The sequence below is a fragment of the Paraburkholderia unamae genome (assembly GCF_003268775.1).
GTDB lineage: Bacteria > Pseudomonadota > Gammaproteobacteria > Burkholderiales > Burkholderiaceae > Paraburkholderia > Paraburkholderia unamae.
The window spans coordinates 264,773-277,855 of sequence record NZ_QLSU01000006.1 but is presented as its reverse complement, the minus strand read 5'-3'; the positions used below and the strand labels follow the sequence as shown (position 1 = coordinate 277,855).

Sequence of the window (13,083 nt, the reverse complement as noted above, 5' to 3'; positions counted from 1 at the left end):
CCCTCCCTGGAGACACGATGCAATGAAACAGGAACCCACCGGCGCGCGGCGGCACTACACGCTGCTGCTGCTCTTCGCCATCGCCACCGTCAACATGATCGACCGCCAGGTGATGGGCGTCGTCATCGAGCCGATCAAGCGCGAATTCGCCGTATCGGATTCAGCCATGGGTCTGCTCACGGGCCTCGCCTTCGCCGCCGTGTACTGCTGCTGCGCCATTCCCATCGCGCGCCATGCCGACCGCGCCAATCGCCGCAACGTCGTCGCGCTCAGTTGCGCGGCATGGAGCTGCATGACCATTGTCTGCGGTACGGTCACGGGCTACTGGCAACTGGCGTTCGCGCGCATGGGCGTGGCGGTTGGCGAGTCGGGCAGCAATGCGCCTTCGATGTCGCTGCTCGCCGATCTCTACCCGCCGCAGCGCCGCGCGCGGGCGATCAGCGTGCTGATGCTTTCGGCGCCCGCGGGCGCGCTGATCGGCATGACCGTGGGCGCGTGGCTCACCTGGTATCACGGCTGGCGCGCGGCCTTCTTCTGGCTCGGCCTGCCGGGGCTCGCGGTCGCGCTGCTGCTGCGGCTCACCGTTGCCGAGCCCGCGCGCACGCACGACGCCGCGCAGCAGAACGCGCACACGCAGCCGCACACGCTCGCGCCCGCATCCACGCGGGCCGTGCTGCGCGACGCGCTGGCCTGCCGCCCGTTCGCGATGATCGTGGCGGCGGGCGCGCTGCTCGCCTTCTCCGGCTACGCGTTCGGCACCTGGAGCACGGCGTATCTCGTGCGCGCGCACGGCATGAACATCAAGGAGGCGGGCACGCTGATGGGCATCGCGGCGGGGCCCGGCGCCGTGATCGGCTCGCTGTCGAGCGGCTGGCTTGCCGACCGGCTCACGCAGCGCGACGCACGCTGGCAAATCGGCGTGCCGGTGCTCGGCGCGCTGCTGACCTTTCCGTTCGCCGTGGCGTTCACGTTGACGCCCGCGCATCTCGCGCTGCCTGTGGGCCACATGAGCGTTCCGCTCGTCGGCCTCTTCATTCTGGGCATGTCCGTGTTCGGCATGTGGTGGATGGCGCCGACCTACGCCGCCGTCACGCAGCTCTTTCCCGCCGACCGGCGCGCGACCATCGTCTCGATGTATAACTTCGGCATCCTTGCGATCGGCGCGGGACTCGGCCCCATCGTCACGGGCGCGATCAACGACACGCTTTCAAAAGCGCTCGGTCACGACACGCTCGGCTGGGCGCTCGCGATCGTCTCGGCGGCCAACGTGCTCGCGGCGTTGCTGCTCGCAAGCGCGGCCGGCGCGTTTGCCCGCGCGATCGCGGCGCAGCCGCACGCCACGCCGCACGGCGTGAAACCGCGCGCCGCCGCTACCTCGCGCGCGTAGCGCGGCCCGGCCGCCTGCGCAGCGCGTTGACGTGGCGCGCGAACTCCTCGACGCCGGGCACGATGCGCTCGGCGTCGATCACCGAAAAACCCAGGCGTACGCACGGCGGGTGCGAAGGCTCGTGAAAGAACGGCTCGCCGGGGTCGAACAGCAGGCCGCTCGCGCTGCACGCCCCGAACAGCGCGCGCTGATCGATCTGGCCCGGCAGCGTCACCCATAGCGACGCGCCGCCTTGCGGCTCGCGAAACGTCAGGTCGGGCAGCGTCTCGCGCAGCGCATGGGTGAGGAGTCCGGCGCGTTGCCGCAACGATTCGCGCGTGTTGTGCAGCAGCCGGTCGTAATGGCCGTGGCGAATGAACAGCGCGGCGGTGCGTTCGTTGTTGCCGGGCACCTGGCGGATCATGAGCCGCCGCAACTCGCGCAGGCGCTCGATCACCACGGCCGGCGCCACGATGAAGCCCACGCGCAAGCCCGGCGAGAGCAGCTTCGAGAGACTGCTCAGATAGATCACGCGGTCGCACTTGTCGATCGCCTTCAATGCGGGCAGCGGCTGGCCGACGTATTGCGTTTCCGGGTCGTAGTCGTCCTCGATGATCAGCTGGTCGTACCGCGACGCATGGTCGAGCAGTTCGAGCCGCCGCTGCGTGCTCATGGTGACGCCGGTGGGGCATTGATGGCTCGGCGTGCAATAGACGAACTGGCAAGCGCCAAGCGTTGGCGTCATGCTCAAGCCCTCTTCGTCGACGGGCAGCGCCACGATGCGCGCGCCGTCGTGCGAGAAGATATTGCGCGCGTCCATGTAGCCGGGGTCCTCCACGCCGACCACGCGCCCCGGCGTGCAGAGCAACTTCGACAGCATGTAAAGGCCGTGCTGCGTGCCCATCGTCAGCATGACTTCTTCGGGTCTCGCCGAAATGCCCCGGCGCGGCAACACGGTGCGGATGAGCTGATCGATCAGCATGCCCGAGCCGCCGTCCACGTCATCCTGGCCCCAGTTGCGCACCGCGCCCACTTCGAGCGCGAGGCGATTGCATTCGCGCCAGTCGGAAAGCGGAAAGAGCTTCGGATCGAACTGGCCGTACACGAATGCGTAGCGGTACTTTTGCCAGCCGCTCGGCCGGTCGAGCCAGCGAAACGTCCCCGGCTGCCTGAAATGGCGCTCCCACGCGGGCAGGCGCGAGACGGGTTCGGCGGCCAGCGGCGCAACGCCGGTGCGCTTGATCGTGGCGCGCACGAAATGCCCTTCGCGCGTGCGCGATTCGAGGTGGCCTTCGGCAACGAGCCGCTCGTACACGAGCAAGACCGTGTTACGCGAGATGTCGAGAATGCGCGCGAGATCGCGGCTGGAGGGCAGGCGCAGGCCGTCGGGCAGACGGCCGTCGAGTATCGCGTTGGCGAGTGAGGAGCGAAGCTGGATCTGTAACGCCGTGCCGGGACTTCTGTCGAGTTTCAGCAGTTGCCGCCACATCAGTTCCGTCTCTTCCACGTCGTGCCCCGTGTTCGTCAATCGTCAGGCACGCATCGCTGCGATTCGCGCGCCATGCCGCCATTGTGGGACATTGGCGGCCGGCGCGCGAGACGACAATAATCCGTGGCGCGTTCGGAGCGAATCCGGATTTCAGGCGGCGAAGCGGCGCTCCGTGCCGGGATTCGGCTTGTTTTTCTCGATCACGGCGGGGGCCGTTTCCTTCATGGCGAGCGCGCACCAGGTCGAAACCACGCCGAGCGCCGAGAACATCAGCGCGGGCCCGATCCAGCCGAACGCGCCGTACATTCCCGTCGCGACGATCGGCAGCAGTCCCGCGATCACCGAAGCGCCGTTGTAGCCCAGCGAAATGCCCGACGAGCGCACGTTGGCCGGAAACTGCTCGGAGAACCAGCTCGCCTCGACCGCGAAAATCGGATCGTGGCTAAAGAGCAGCGACAGCGCCACCGCCACGATCACCATGATGACCGCGCCCGTGTTGATGAGCATGAACATCGGCACGCCGAACGCGATGGTGAAGATCGCGCCGAACATGAACACCGGACGGCGGCCGATCCTGTCGCTGAGCGCGCCGTAGAACAGATGGCTGCCGAGGCCGATGGCGGAGCCGATGAGCGTGCCCCACAGAATGTGCCGCGTGGTCGAGACATGCGCGAGCGCCACATACGAGAGCATGAAGCTCGTCGTGATGTAATAGCCGCCCGTTTCCGCCATGCGCAGGCCGACGATCTTCAGGATGCTGCGCCAGTCGCTCTTGATGACTTCGAGCGCGGGCTGCTTCACCACCTTGTTCTCGGCCTTGATCGCTTCGAATTCCGGCGATTCCGATACGTTCATCCGGATGAAGATGCCGATCGCGACCATCACGAAAGACAGCAGGAAGGGCGCGCGCCAGATCCAGTCGCCTTCGAACAGTGCGCCCGAGAGCAGGAACGCGCCGTTGGCGAACAGCAGGCCGAGCGGAATGCCGAGCTGCGGCACCGCGCCGAAGAAGCCGCGCCGCTTTTCAGGCGCGTGCTCGCACGCCATGAGCACCGCGCCGCCCCATTCCGCGCCGAAGCCGACGCCCTGCACCATGCGCAGGAGGATCAGCAGGATCGGGGCGAGCACGCCCGCCTGCTCGTAGGTCGGCAATGCGCCGATCAGCACGGTCGCGCCGCCCATGCCGACGAGCGACCAGAACAGCACCGCCTTGCGGCCGAGGCTGTCGCCGTAGTGGCCCGCCAGATAGCCGCCGAGCGGGCGCATCAGGAAGCCGATGGCGAGCGTGGCGAACGAAGCCAGAATGCCGATGATCGGTTCGGTGGCGTGAAAGAAGATCTTGCCGAACCACGCCGCGGCGGCGGTGCCATAGATAAAGAAGTCGTAGCTCTCGACTGCGGAGCCGATCATCGACGCAACGGCCACCTTGACCGCGCGCCCTTCGTTGTTGGTGCTCATCGTGAGTTGTCTCCACTGCTGGTGCCCGGCCGCCTGTCGTGCAGGCGGCCGGATCGTGTCGAGCTTTCGTCGAGCGTCTTACACGACCTGAAAAGTCTCTACCGCTGCGGTGTATCAGCGCCAGGTTTCGATCACGCGGCTGTCGTCGCGCAGGCCTAGGCCCGCTTGCGCCGCCTCGTGATAGCGTGCGTTCGCGACGGACAGCAGCGGCACCTCGGCGCCGCACGCTTGCGCGGCCGCGGCGACCAGGTCGCTGTCCTTCACGAAGATGTTGATCGAACTCGTGACCGTCACGTCGGTGCCTTGCAGCATGCGCGGGCCGCGGTCCGAGAGCATCCACGACCCGGCCGCGCCCTTTTCGACCAGTTCGAGCACGGCCGCCGGATCGAGGCCGAGCGAGCGCGCCAGATTGAGCGCTTCGGCCGCCGCCACGATATGCACCGAGCACAGATGCTGATTGACGACCTTGATGGCCTGGCCGTCGCCGAGCCTCGGGCCGGTCACGCGCACGCTGCCCATCGCGTCGAGCACCGCGCGCACCGAATCGATATCGCCTTGCGCGCCCGAGGCGAAGATCACGAGCTGGCCCGTTTTGGCGCGCGCCGTGCCGCCGGTCACGGGCGCATCGACCACGCGCGCGCCGGCGGCCGCGAGGCGCTCGCCTTGTTCGCGCACGGCGTCGGGGCCGACCGTGGACATGATGACCCACGTCTGGCCGTGAAGCCGCGTGCCGACGCTGTCGACCAGCCCGGCAAGCTGCTGCGGCGTCGCGACCATGGCCACGACCACGTCGGGCGAAGGCGCGGCCGCGAAGCTGTCCACGGCGGCGAGACCGTTTTCCTGCGCGAGTTCGCGCGCGTGGCTCGACAGATCGACGCCCGTCACGCTGTGGCCCGCGCCCTTGACCTGCAAAGCCATCGGCAAACCGATGGCGCCAATACCAATGAATGTCACGTTCATTTTCGCTGCGTCTCCTGGGTCACTTGAGCCACGTCTTGATGTTGTCGACGATCGACGCCGTCGAGATGCCATAGCGGTCATGGAGCGTGGGCAGCGCGCCCGCGTCGAGGAACCGGTCGGGCAGCGCGATCTGCCGGAACTCGGGCATCACGCGATGGCGCACCAGCGCGCTCGTCACGGCGTCGCCCAGGCCCCCGATCACGCTATGGTTTTCCGCGACGATCACGAGGCGGCCGGGCTTGCGGCATTGCTCGATGATCGTGGCCTCGTCGAGCGGCTTGATGGTCGGCACGTGCAGCACGCCCACGCTCGCGGAACCGTCGTCCAGCGCCTGCGCGGCTTCGAGCGCGCGCATCGTCAGGATTCCGGACGAAATGATCAGCACGTCGGTGCCGTCGCGCAGCATCTTCGCCTTGCCGAGTTCGAACCGGTAATCGTAGTCCTCCAGCACCACGGGCACCTTGCCGCGCAGCAGCCGCATGTAAACCGGGCCCTCGTGCGCGGCGATCGCGGCCACCGCCTGTTCGGTGTCCAGCGCGTCGCACGGATCGATCACGGTCATGCCGGGAATGGCGCGCATCAGCGCGACGTCTTCGGTCGCCTGGTGGCTCGGGCCATAGCCCGTCGTGAGACCCGGCAGCGCGGCGCAGATCTTCACGTTGAGATTTTCCTCAGCGATGATCTGATGGATGAAATCATACGCGCGGCGCGTGGCGAACACGGCATAGGTCGTCGCGAACGCAATGAAGCCTTCCTTCGCCATGCCGCCCGCCGCGCCCATCAACAACTGTTCGGCCATGCCCATCTGGAAGAAGCGCTCGGGGAACGCCTGGCCGAAGATATGCAGGTCCGTGTACTTCGACAGATCGGCCGTCAAGCCGACGATGTTCGGCCGCTTTTCGGCCTCGGCCACGAGCGCGTGGCCGAACGGCGCGGTGCGCGTCTGCTGGCCTTCCGAGGCGATCGACGCGATCATGGCGGAGGTCGTCAGGCGCGGCTTCTTTTCGATGACGGCGCTCATGCCGCGTCTCCTTGCCGGGCTTGCCGGGCTTGCCGGGCTTGCTGGTGATGCTCGTCGAGCACGGCGATGGCTTGCTGCCACTCCTGCGCGTCGACCCGAATGAAGTGATTTTTCTCGCGCGTTTCGAGGAACGGCACGCCCTTGCCCATCAGCGTGTCGAGCAGAATCACGCGCGGTTTCGCTTCCTTGAGCGCGCGGGCGCGGTCGAAGGCTTGCACGAGCGCGGGCAGATCGTTGCCGTTCACGCGCTCCACATGCCAGCCGAACGACGCGAACTTGTCCGCGAGCGGCTCGAAGCCGAGCACGTCGTGCGAGGGGCCGTCCGCCTGCTGGCGATTGATGTCGACGAGCGCGATCAGATTGCCCAGGCCGTGGTGCGCGGCGGAGAGCGCGGCTTCCCACGTGGCGCCTTCGTCGAGCTCGCCATCGGACATCGAGTTGTAGACGAACGCCGGATTGCCCTTCAAACGCAGGCCGAGCGCCATGCCGACCGCGATCGTCAGGCCCTGGCCGAGCGAGCCGCCCGAGATTTCCATGCCGGGCGTATAGGTCGCCATGCCCGACATCGGCAGACGGCTGTCGTCGGAGCCGTAGGTTTCCAGTTCCGCTTCCGCAATGACGCCCGCTTCGATCAGCGCGGCGTACAGGGCGATGGCGTAGTGGCCGTGCGAGAGCAGGAAGCGGTCGCGCCCTTCCCATTCGGGATCTTCGGGGCGCAGGTTCATCGCGTGGCACCAGGTGACGGCGAGCGCGTCGGCGAGTCCGAGCGCCTGGCCGATGTAGCCCTGGCCCTGCACTTCGCCCATGCGCAGCGCGAAGCGGCGGATGCGATACGCGTGATCGGCGATTTTCGAAAGTGGCACCGATGTCGAGCCGCTTTGCGGCTCGGCCTCCGTAATCATTGTCATGGCATTTCCAGCGGAAGACGGGAGAAAAGTCCCCGATAACCGGTGATTGCCGCAGTTGTCTCCTGTTCAGCAATCGGACCGGTGTGGGCACGAGGTGACCCCAATGTATCGGTCTCCAGGGCGCCTGACAAAAGAAAAGATTACACTAGCTCGTGAATGCCATTCACGAATCCCCCCTCATGGACATCTTTCGCAAGATCCCGCTGGCGTATATCCGCGTCTTCGAAGCGGCCGGTCGGACCCTTTCCTTCGCCGACGCCGCGCGCGACCTGAATCTGTCTCCGAGCGCCGTGAGCCATTCAGTGCGCAAGCTGGAGGAGCAACTCGGCCAACGGCTGTTCCAGCGCAGCACGCGGGAGGTGCGCCTCACGCGCGAGGGCGCGATGCTCATGGAGCACATTCAGCGCGGAATGGACGAGATCCAGCGCGGCTTCGCGCTGCTCGCGGGCAACGAGCGCACGCCGCTGCGGCTGCACACCGCACCGAGCTTTGCGACGCAATGGCTGCTGCCGCGCCTGGCGGGCTTCGTGAGGGATCATCCGGATATCGACCTGCGTTTTTCCGCGAGCACGGAATACGCACGGTTCGACGATGACTTCGACCTGGATATCGTCTACGGCGAGCCGAAGCCTTCGCCGCACGAGAAAATTCCGCTCGCGCTGGAGGGCCTGGCGCCGCTGTGCAACCCGGCGCTCGCGGAGCGCATCCGCAAGCCCGAGGATCTGTATCACCTGCCGCTGATCCAGTGCGAGGTGCAGATGTACCAGTGGAAAGGCTGGTTCGAAACCAACCAGCTTCCCCCGCCGACGCACTATGGCCTGCGCTTCGACCGCAGCTCAATGGCGATTGCCGCCGCCGTGGACGGCCTTGGGGTCGTACTCGAATCGACGCTGCTTTCGGAGCGCGAACTGCAACGCGGCGAACTGGTGCGCCCGCTCGCCGGTACGACGCGCGAGGTGGAATACGTCGGGCACTATCTCGTGCACCCGCGCAGGCAGCACCGCCACGAGGCCTTCGAGACCTTCAAGGCGTGGCTCCTGAATGCGCTCGGTATCGGCGAGGACGCCTCTGTGCCGTCTTGAGGCGTGTGGCTCACCCGGGCAGATCGCCCACGTCAATATCGAGGAGCGCCATGCTCACCGACTTGCCGTGCGCGTCGAGCGCGAGCGAGCGCGTGACGCCGCCCCCCAGCGCGTTGCCGAGCACGAAATTGAACGCGCCCAGAAGCGGCAGTTCGTAGCGCGCGACGTCGCCTTTGACCACGTCGGCGAGATGCGCCTTGACGCGCTCCGGCGTCAGGACGTGGCGCAAATGCGCGTAGTGTTTCGGGTCGTGGCAGATCACCGAGATATTCAGCGTATTGCCTTTGTCGCCGGTGCGGCCGTGGGCCAGTTCACGCAGTTTCATCGCTTGCCTCGACACATTGAAAGACCGGATTCACCTGGTCGCGCGGCAGCAGCACGGACTGCACGGCGAGCACTTCGCGAGTCGTTTTGGTAACGCCCCCGCCGCCCGCGGGTCCGTTGGTGTAGAGCGTTTCGACCTCGTTGCCGATGCGCGCCGCCTGCGTGGCATCGGCCGTGCGCCCCACCACGCGAACGCGCACTTCGTACGGCTCATCGCGATTCGCGGCGAGCGCGTCGCCGTAAAGCGCATTCACGCCGATCAGGTCGAAGCGCAGTTCGCTCGTATCGACGCCCGTGAGCGCCAGCCGCTCCCGCACGATGTCGAGCGCGAGGCGCGCGCGAGCGAGCGCGCCCGGTCCGCCATAGGAAATCTGTCCTTCGCCGATGTAGCCGTCGACATACGCGACCGACACCTTCAGCGTTGGCGTGCGGGCGCGGCCGCGTCCGCCCGTCACGCGCACGCGGTCTTGCGCTTCCTGCTCCACGCGCACGCCGGTAAAGTCCGCGACGACATCGGGCTGGAAGTAGCGCTGCGGGTCGTGAATCTCGTAGAGCAACTGCTCCTTGCACGTCGCCTCGGTCACGCAGCCGCCCGCGTGCGCCACCTTGGTCACGACGAGGCTACCGTCGGCGCTCACTTCGCCGATGGGAAAGCCCAGCCGCGCGAGATCGGGCACGTCCTTGTAGCCGGGGTCGGCGAAATAGCCGCCCGTGACCTGACCCGCGCATTCGAGCAGATGCCCGACCACGGTCGCCTGCCCAAGCGTGTTCCAGTCGTCCATGCGCCAGCCGAACTCGTGGATGAGCGGCGCGGCGAACAACGACGGGTCCGCGACGCGGCCGGTCAGCACGATATCCGCGCCCGCCGCGAGCGCCTCGACAATGGGCGCCGCGCCGAGATACGCATTGGCCGAGACGATGCGCGCCGCGTACTGGCTCACATCGTCGCCGGATTCTTCGAAGCGCAGCGGGGATTGCATCAGGACGTCGAGCACATCGTCGCCCGTGACGGCGGCGATCTTCAGGCCTTGCAGACCTAGCTCCCGCGCGATCTGCGCGGTCTTGATCGCCGCCGCGCGCGGATTGGCCGCGCCCATGTTCGAGATGATCCGCACGCGCTTGCGGGCGGCGACCGGCAGCACCGCGCGCATACGCGCTTCGAGCAACGGGTCATAGCCGAGTTCGGGATGGTGGCGGCGCGTTTGCTGGGCGATCGCGATGGTGCGTTCTGCCAGGCATTCGAATACCAGGTAGTCCAGCGCGCCGTGCTCCGCGAGTTCGACGGCGGGCTCGATGCGGTCGCCCGAGTAGCCCGCGCCCGCGCCGATGCGCACGCGCCTTGATGATTCGGTCCGGTTCATGACGTCAACAACTCCTCTTTACAGCGGAAACACGCCCAGCACGACGCATGCGATCGTCATGACGATCGAGGCGCCAAACAGCAGCGGAAACGTAAACTTCTGATGATCCGCGAGATCGATTCCGCACAGGCCGACGACAAGAAAGGTCGCGGGCGTGAGCGGGCTCACGGGAAAGCCGGTGGTCATCTGGCCAAGCAGCGCGGCCTGGCCGATGTGCACCGCCGGCACGCCGAGCTGCGACGCCACTTCGGCAATCACAGGCAGCACGCCGAAATAAAACGAATCGGGGTCGAAAAGCATCGAGAGCGGCATGGACAGCATGCCGAGCACGACGGGAATGTGCCCCGCGAACGCGGGCGGCACGAAGCCAACCGCCGCCTGCGCCATCGCCTTGAGCATGCCGCTGCCCTGCATGACGCCGGTGAACACGCCCGCTGCGAGCAGGATACCGGCCATCATCAGCGCGGCGCGCGCATGCGCGTCCACGCGCTTGCGCTGCATGTCCACGTTCGGGTAATTCACCATCAGCGCAATGCACAAGCCCACCATGAACATGATCGCGGGCGGAATCTTCTCGCCCATGGCGACCATGGTGCCGAGCACGACGATCGTCAGCACGATATTGAACCAGAAGTGCTTCGGGCGGCGCAGCGCCTGTTCCTCGGGCGTCAACTCGCGCCTGGGCAGCGGGACGGCGCCGCTCGCCGACGAATAGCCGAGGCGCTTTTCCTCGCGCCGACCGAGCCACCACGCCATGCCGAACACAAACACGAGGCCGACGATCTGCACCGGAATCAGCGGATTGAACAGCGCCGAAATCGGCAGATGCAGCGACGCCGAAGCGCGGATCATCGGCCCCGTCCACGGCAGGAAGTTGATGCCGGCCGCCATTGAAACGGCCGCGGCCAGCACGCGCTTGTCCATGTTCAGGCGCTCGTAGAGCGGCAGCATGGCGGGAATCGTGACGAGAAAGCACACGGCGCCCGAGCCGTCGAGGTGAATGAGCAGCGCGAGCAGCGTCGTGCCCATGACGATGCGCGTGGGTTTGGTGCCGACCGTGCGCAGGATGCGGTCGATGATCGGATCGAGCGTGCCCGCGTCCGTGATCGTGCCGAAATACAGGATCGCAAACACGAACATGCCGACGACGGGCGCGAGACTCTTCAATCCGTCGATGACGAACTTGCTCGTTTGCAGCCCGAAGCCGCCGATCAGCGACGCGACGATCGGCACGATGATGAGCGCGACGAGCGGCGACATGCGCTTCGAAAGAATCGCGGCCAGCAGCACCCCGATCGTCACGAGCCCCAGCAAAGCCAGCATGGTGTGTCTCCAGTCTTGTCTTTTAGTGCCGATCAGCGTAAGTTCGGCGCTGCAATAACACAATTGAAATGATTTGATTGCAGCTATCACTCTTTGTTATGGATCTCAATCTTCGCGATATTCGGGCTTTCGTGACCGTGGCGCAGGCGGGCAATTTCACGCGCGCGGCGGCGCGGCTGCATGTGTCGCAACCCGCGCTCACGGTGCAGATTCGCCGCCTGGAGGAAACGGTCGGGGCGCGCCTGTTCGATCGCAACAGCCGCAGCGTGGCGCTCACGCAAACGGGCCGCGAATTGCTGCCTATCCTCACGCGCTCGTTAAGCGATATGGAGCAGGCCCTGCGCGACGCGCGCGCACTCGGCGACGGTTCGAGCGGCACGGTGCGCCTCGCGTGCCTGCCGACCTTCGCGGCCAGCGCGCTGCCCGAACTCATTCAGGCGTTTCGCAAGCGCGTGCCGCAGGCGAGGTTTCAGATTCGCGACGTCGTTGCGAGCGCCGTCAACGCGCTCGTGCGCAATGAGGAAGTGGATATCGGCCTGACGGGCGGCCATAGCGTCGATGCGACGCTCGACGTCCTGCAAACGGGCGAGGACCGGCTCGTGATCGTGTGCCCGAAAACGCACCCGCTTGCCCGCAAGCGCACCGTGACGGTCGACGACTTCGCCGCGATGCCGCTCGTGCTGACCGCGCCGGGCACCAGCGTGCGCGCGGTCGTGGACGCCGCGTTGTCGAACGCGCGCTGCACGCCCGATATCGCGTGCGAGCCGATGTACATGATGACGGCGGTGGCGATGGTGCGCGGCGGCCTGGGGATCTCGGTGCTGCCCGAATCCGCGCGCGAAGTGCATGCCGAGCGCGGGCTCGTCACGCGGGCGATCGACGATCCGGCGTTCGTGCGCCCGATTGCGCTCGTGAAGAAGCGCGGCCGGACGCTGCCGCGCGTGACCGAGGACTTTGTCGGTGCGATCGATCTGGGCGGCAAGACGGCCGCGTGAGTTGGCGATGCCGCTCGCCGCGCCGCCGCGCGCCCTTCGTTGCTAACATGGCGGGCGTATGACTGGCAGCGCAACCTGATACCGGAACCCCATCATGTCCTACATTCTCTATTACAGCCCCGGTGCGGCAAGCATGGCGGTGCACTGGATGCTCCTGGAACTGGGCGTGCCCTTCGAAACGCGGCTCGTCGACATCGACGCCGGCGCACAGCACGCGCCCGAATACTTGCGCCTGAATCCCACCGGTCGCGTGCCGACACTCGTGATCGACGGCACGCCGCGCGGCGAATCGACGGCATTGCTCATGCTGCTTGCGGAACGGCATCCCGAGTCCGGGCTTGCCCCGCTGCCGAATGCCGCCGAACGCCCGGAGTGGTTCGAGACCATGATCTATCTGGCCAACGCGCTGTTGCCGGCCATGCGGAGCTGGTTCTACGCCGCGACCGACGGTGAACCGGCAGACGCTACGGCAATCAAGGAGTTTGCGCGCCGGCAGATCGAAGCGTCGATGGAGCGCCTGGACAAGACGCTTGGCGACGGACGTCCGTATCTGGTCGGCGATCGCCTGAGCACCGCCGACTTCCTCGCCCTCATGCTCATGCGCTGGACCCGCAATATGCCGCGCCCCGCTACGTCGTGGCCGAATCTTGCGCGCTATGTGGAGCGGCTGCGCGCCACGCCGTCATTCATGGAACTCAACACGCGCGAAGGATTGACGGAGTGGCAGAACGCGAGCCCTTGAGCGTCTCGTGAAACTCGATCGAGACCGGCGAGCCGTTGCGCGTTCGGCACGGCT

The 13,083-nt window shown here is 66.6% G+C and carries 12 protein-coding genes; 4 read left to right on the top strand and 8 right to left on the bottom strand.

Annotation, left to right across the window (positions count from 1 at the left end):
- Positions 1-22: 22 nt before the first annotated feature.
- The gene (locus tag C7401_RS12685; protein ID WP_112171723.1) at positions 23-1,387 is read left to right on the top strand and encodes a spinster family MFS transporter; all 1,365 of its coding nucleotides are present in this window, start codon (positions 23-25) and stop codon (positions 1,385-1,387) included.
- Here C7401_RS12685 and pdxR read toward each other — a convergent pair.
- From pdxR to C7401_RS12660, 5 genes are all read right to left on the bottom strand, one after another.
- Entirely contained in the window at positions 1,371-2,873 is a 1,503-nt protein-coding gene (gene pdxR, locus C7401_RS12680) for a MocR-like pyridoxine biosynthesis transcription factor PdxR (RefSeq protein ID WP_224043150.1), read from the bottom strand. The two genes, C7401_RS12685 and pdxR, sit on opposite strands and share 17 nt — an antisense overlap.
- 132 nt (positions 2,874-3,005) lie before the next feature.
- Complete coding sequence (locus tag C7401_RS12675; RefSeq protein ID WP_112171722.1) at positions 3,006-4,313, bottom strand: MFS transporter; 1,308 nt, start codon at positions 4,311-4,313, stop codon at positions 3,006-3,008.
- A 114-nt stretch (positions 4,314-4,427) separates the two neighbouring features.
- The gene (locus C7401_RS12670) at positions 4,428-5,273 is read right to left on the bottom strand and encodes an NAD(P)-dependent oxidoreductase (protein WP_112171721.1); all 846 of its coding nucleotides are present in this window, start codon (positions 5,271-5,273) and stop codon (positions 4,428-4,430) included.
- A gap of 19 nt (positions 5,274-5,292) precedes the next feature.
- Positions 5,293-6,294 (bottom strand): transketolase family protein, encoded by a 1,002-nt coding sequence (locus C7401_RS12665; RefSeq protein ID WP_112171720.1) that lies wholly within the window; start codon positions 6,292-6,294, stop codon positions 5,293-5,295.
- Positions 6,291-7,196, bottom strand: coding sequence for a transketolase (locus tag C7401_RS12660; RefSeq protein ID WP_112171842.1), 906 nt, complete (start codon positions 7,194-7,196; stop codon positions 6,291-6,293). Before C7401_RS12660 ends, C7401_RS12665 begins: the two co-directional genes overlap by 4 nt.
- 185 nt (positions 7,197-7,381) lie before the next feature.
- On the opposite strand from C7401_RS12660, the gene C7401_RS12655 reads away from it, so the two are divergent.
- The gene (locus C7401_RS12655; protein ID WP_112171719.1) at positions 7,382-8,284 is read left to right on the top strand and encodes a LysR substrate-binding domain-containing protein; all 903 of its coding nucleotides are present in this window, start codon (positions 7,382-7,384) and stop codon (positions 8,282-8,284) included.
- A 10-nt stretch (positions 8,285-8,294) separates the two neighbouring features.
- Here the strand turns inward: C7401_RS12655 and C7401_RS12650 are convergent, their stop codons facing one another.
- From C7401_RS12650 to C7401_RS12640, 3 genes are read right to left on the bottom strand one after another with little or no spacing between them, the layout of a single operon-like run.
- Positions 8,295-8,609 carry an AtuA-related protein gene (locus tag C7401_RS12650; RefSeq protein ID WP_112171718.1) on the bottom strand — a complete coding sequence of 105 codons (315 nt, stop codon included), beginning with the start codon at positions 8,607-8,609 and terminating at the stop codon, positions 8,295-8,297.
- Positions 8,596-9,969: an acyclic terpene utilization AtuA family protein gene (locus C7401_RS12645; protein ID WP_112171717.1), complete on the bottom strand. Its 1,374-nt coding sequence runs from the start codon at positions 9,967-9,969 to the stop codon at positions 8,596-8,598. Before C7401_RS12645 ends, C7401_RS12650 begins: the two co-directional genes overlap by 14 nt.
- Before the next feature lie 18 nt (positions 9,970-9,987).
- A complete protein-coding gene (locus C7401_RS12640; protein ID WP_112171716.1) occupies positions 9,988-11,292 on the bottom strand; it encodes a CitMHS family transporter in 1,305 nt (434 codons plus the stop codon).
- Between the two features lie 98 nt (positions 11,293-11,390).
- Here C7401_RS12640 and C7401_RS12635 point away from each other — a divergent pair, with 98 nt between their 5' ends.
- Both C7401_RS12635 and C7401_RS12630 read left to right on the top strand, forming a co-directional pair.
- Positions 11,391-12,287 carry a LysR family transcriptional regulator gene (locus C7401_RS12635; RefSeq protein ID WP_112171715.1) on the top strand — a complete coding sequence of 299 codons (897 nt, stop codon included), beginning with the start codon at positions 11,391-11,393 and terminating at the stop codon, positions 12,285-12,287.
- 94 nt (positions 12,288-12,381) lie between these two features.
- The gene (locus C7401_RS12630; protein ID WP_112171714.1) at positions 12,382-13,029 is read left to right on the top strand and encodes a glutathione S-transferase family protein; all 648 of its coding nucleotides are present in this window, start codon (positions 12,382-12,384) and stop codon (positions 13,027-13,029) included.
- Positions 13,030-13,083: the final 54 nt, after the last annotated feature.

Excerpts from the sequence above, each read along its gene's own strand:
- C7401_RS12685 (WP_112171723.1), top strand. The coding sequence starts at position 23 with ATGAAACAGGAACCCACCGGCGCGCGGCGGCACTACACGCTGCTGCTG.
- C7401_RS12630 (WP_112171714.1), top strand. The coding sequence starts at position 12,382 with ATGTCCTACATTCTCTATTACAGCCCCGGTGCGGCAAGCATGGCGGTG.
- C7401_RS12665 (WP_112171720.1), bottom strand. The coding sequence starts at position 6,294 with ATGAGCGCCGTCATCGAAAAGAAGCCGCGCCTGACGACCTCCGCCATG.
- C7401_RS12640 (WP_112171716.1), bottom strand. The coding sequence starts at position 11,292 with ATGCTGGCTTTGCTGGGGCTCGTGACGATCGGGGTGCTGCTGGCCGCG.
- C7401_RS12675 (WP_112171722.1), bottom strand. The coding sequence starts at position 4,313 with ATGAGCACCAACAACGAAGGGCGCGCGGTCAAGGTGGCCGTTGCGTCG.
- C7401_RS12655 (WP_112171719.1), top strand. The coding sequence starts at position 7,382 with ATGGACATCTTTCGCAAGATCCCGCTGGCGTATATCCGCGTCTTCGAA.
- C7401_RS12660 (WP_112171842.1), bottom strand. The coding sequence starts at position 7,196 with ATGATTACGGAGGCCGAGCCGCAAAGCGGCTCGACATCGGTGCCACTT.
- C7401_RS12645 (WP_112171717.1), bottom strand. The coding sequence starts at position 9,969 with ATGAACCGGACCGAATCATCAAGGCGCGTGCGCATCGGCGCGGGCGCG.
- C7401_RS12650 (WP_112171718.1), bottom strand. The coding sequence starts at position 8,609 with ATGAAACTGCGTGAACTGGCCCACGGCCGCACCGGCGACAAAGGCAAT.
- C7401_RS12635 (WP_112171715.1), top strand. The coding sequence starts at position 11,391 with ATGGATCTCAATCTTCGCGATATTCGGGCTTTCGTGACCGTGGCGCAG.
- C7401_RS12670 (WP_112171721.1), bottom strand. The coding sequence starts at position 5,273 with ATGAACGTGACATTCATTGGTATTGGCGCCATCGGTTTGCCGATGGCT.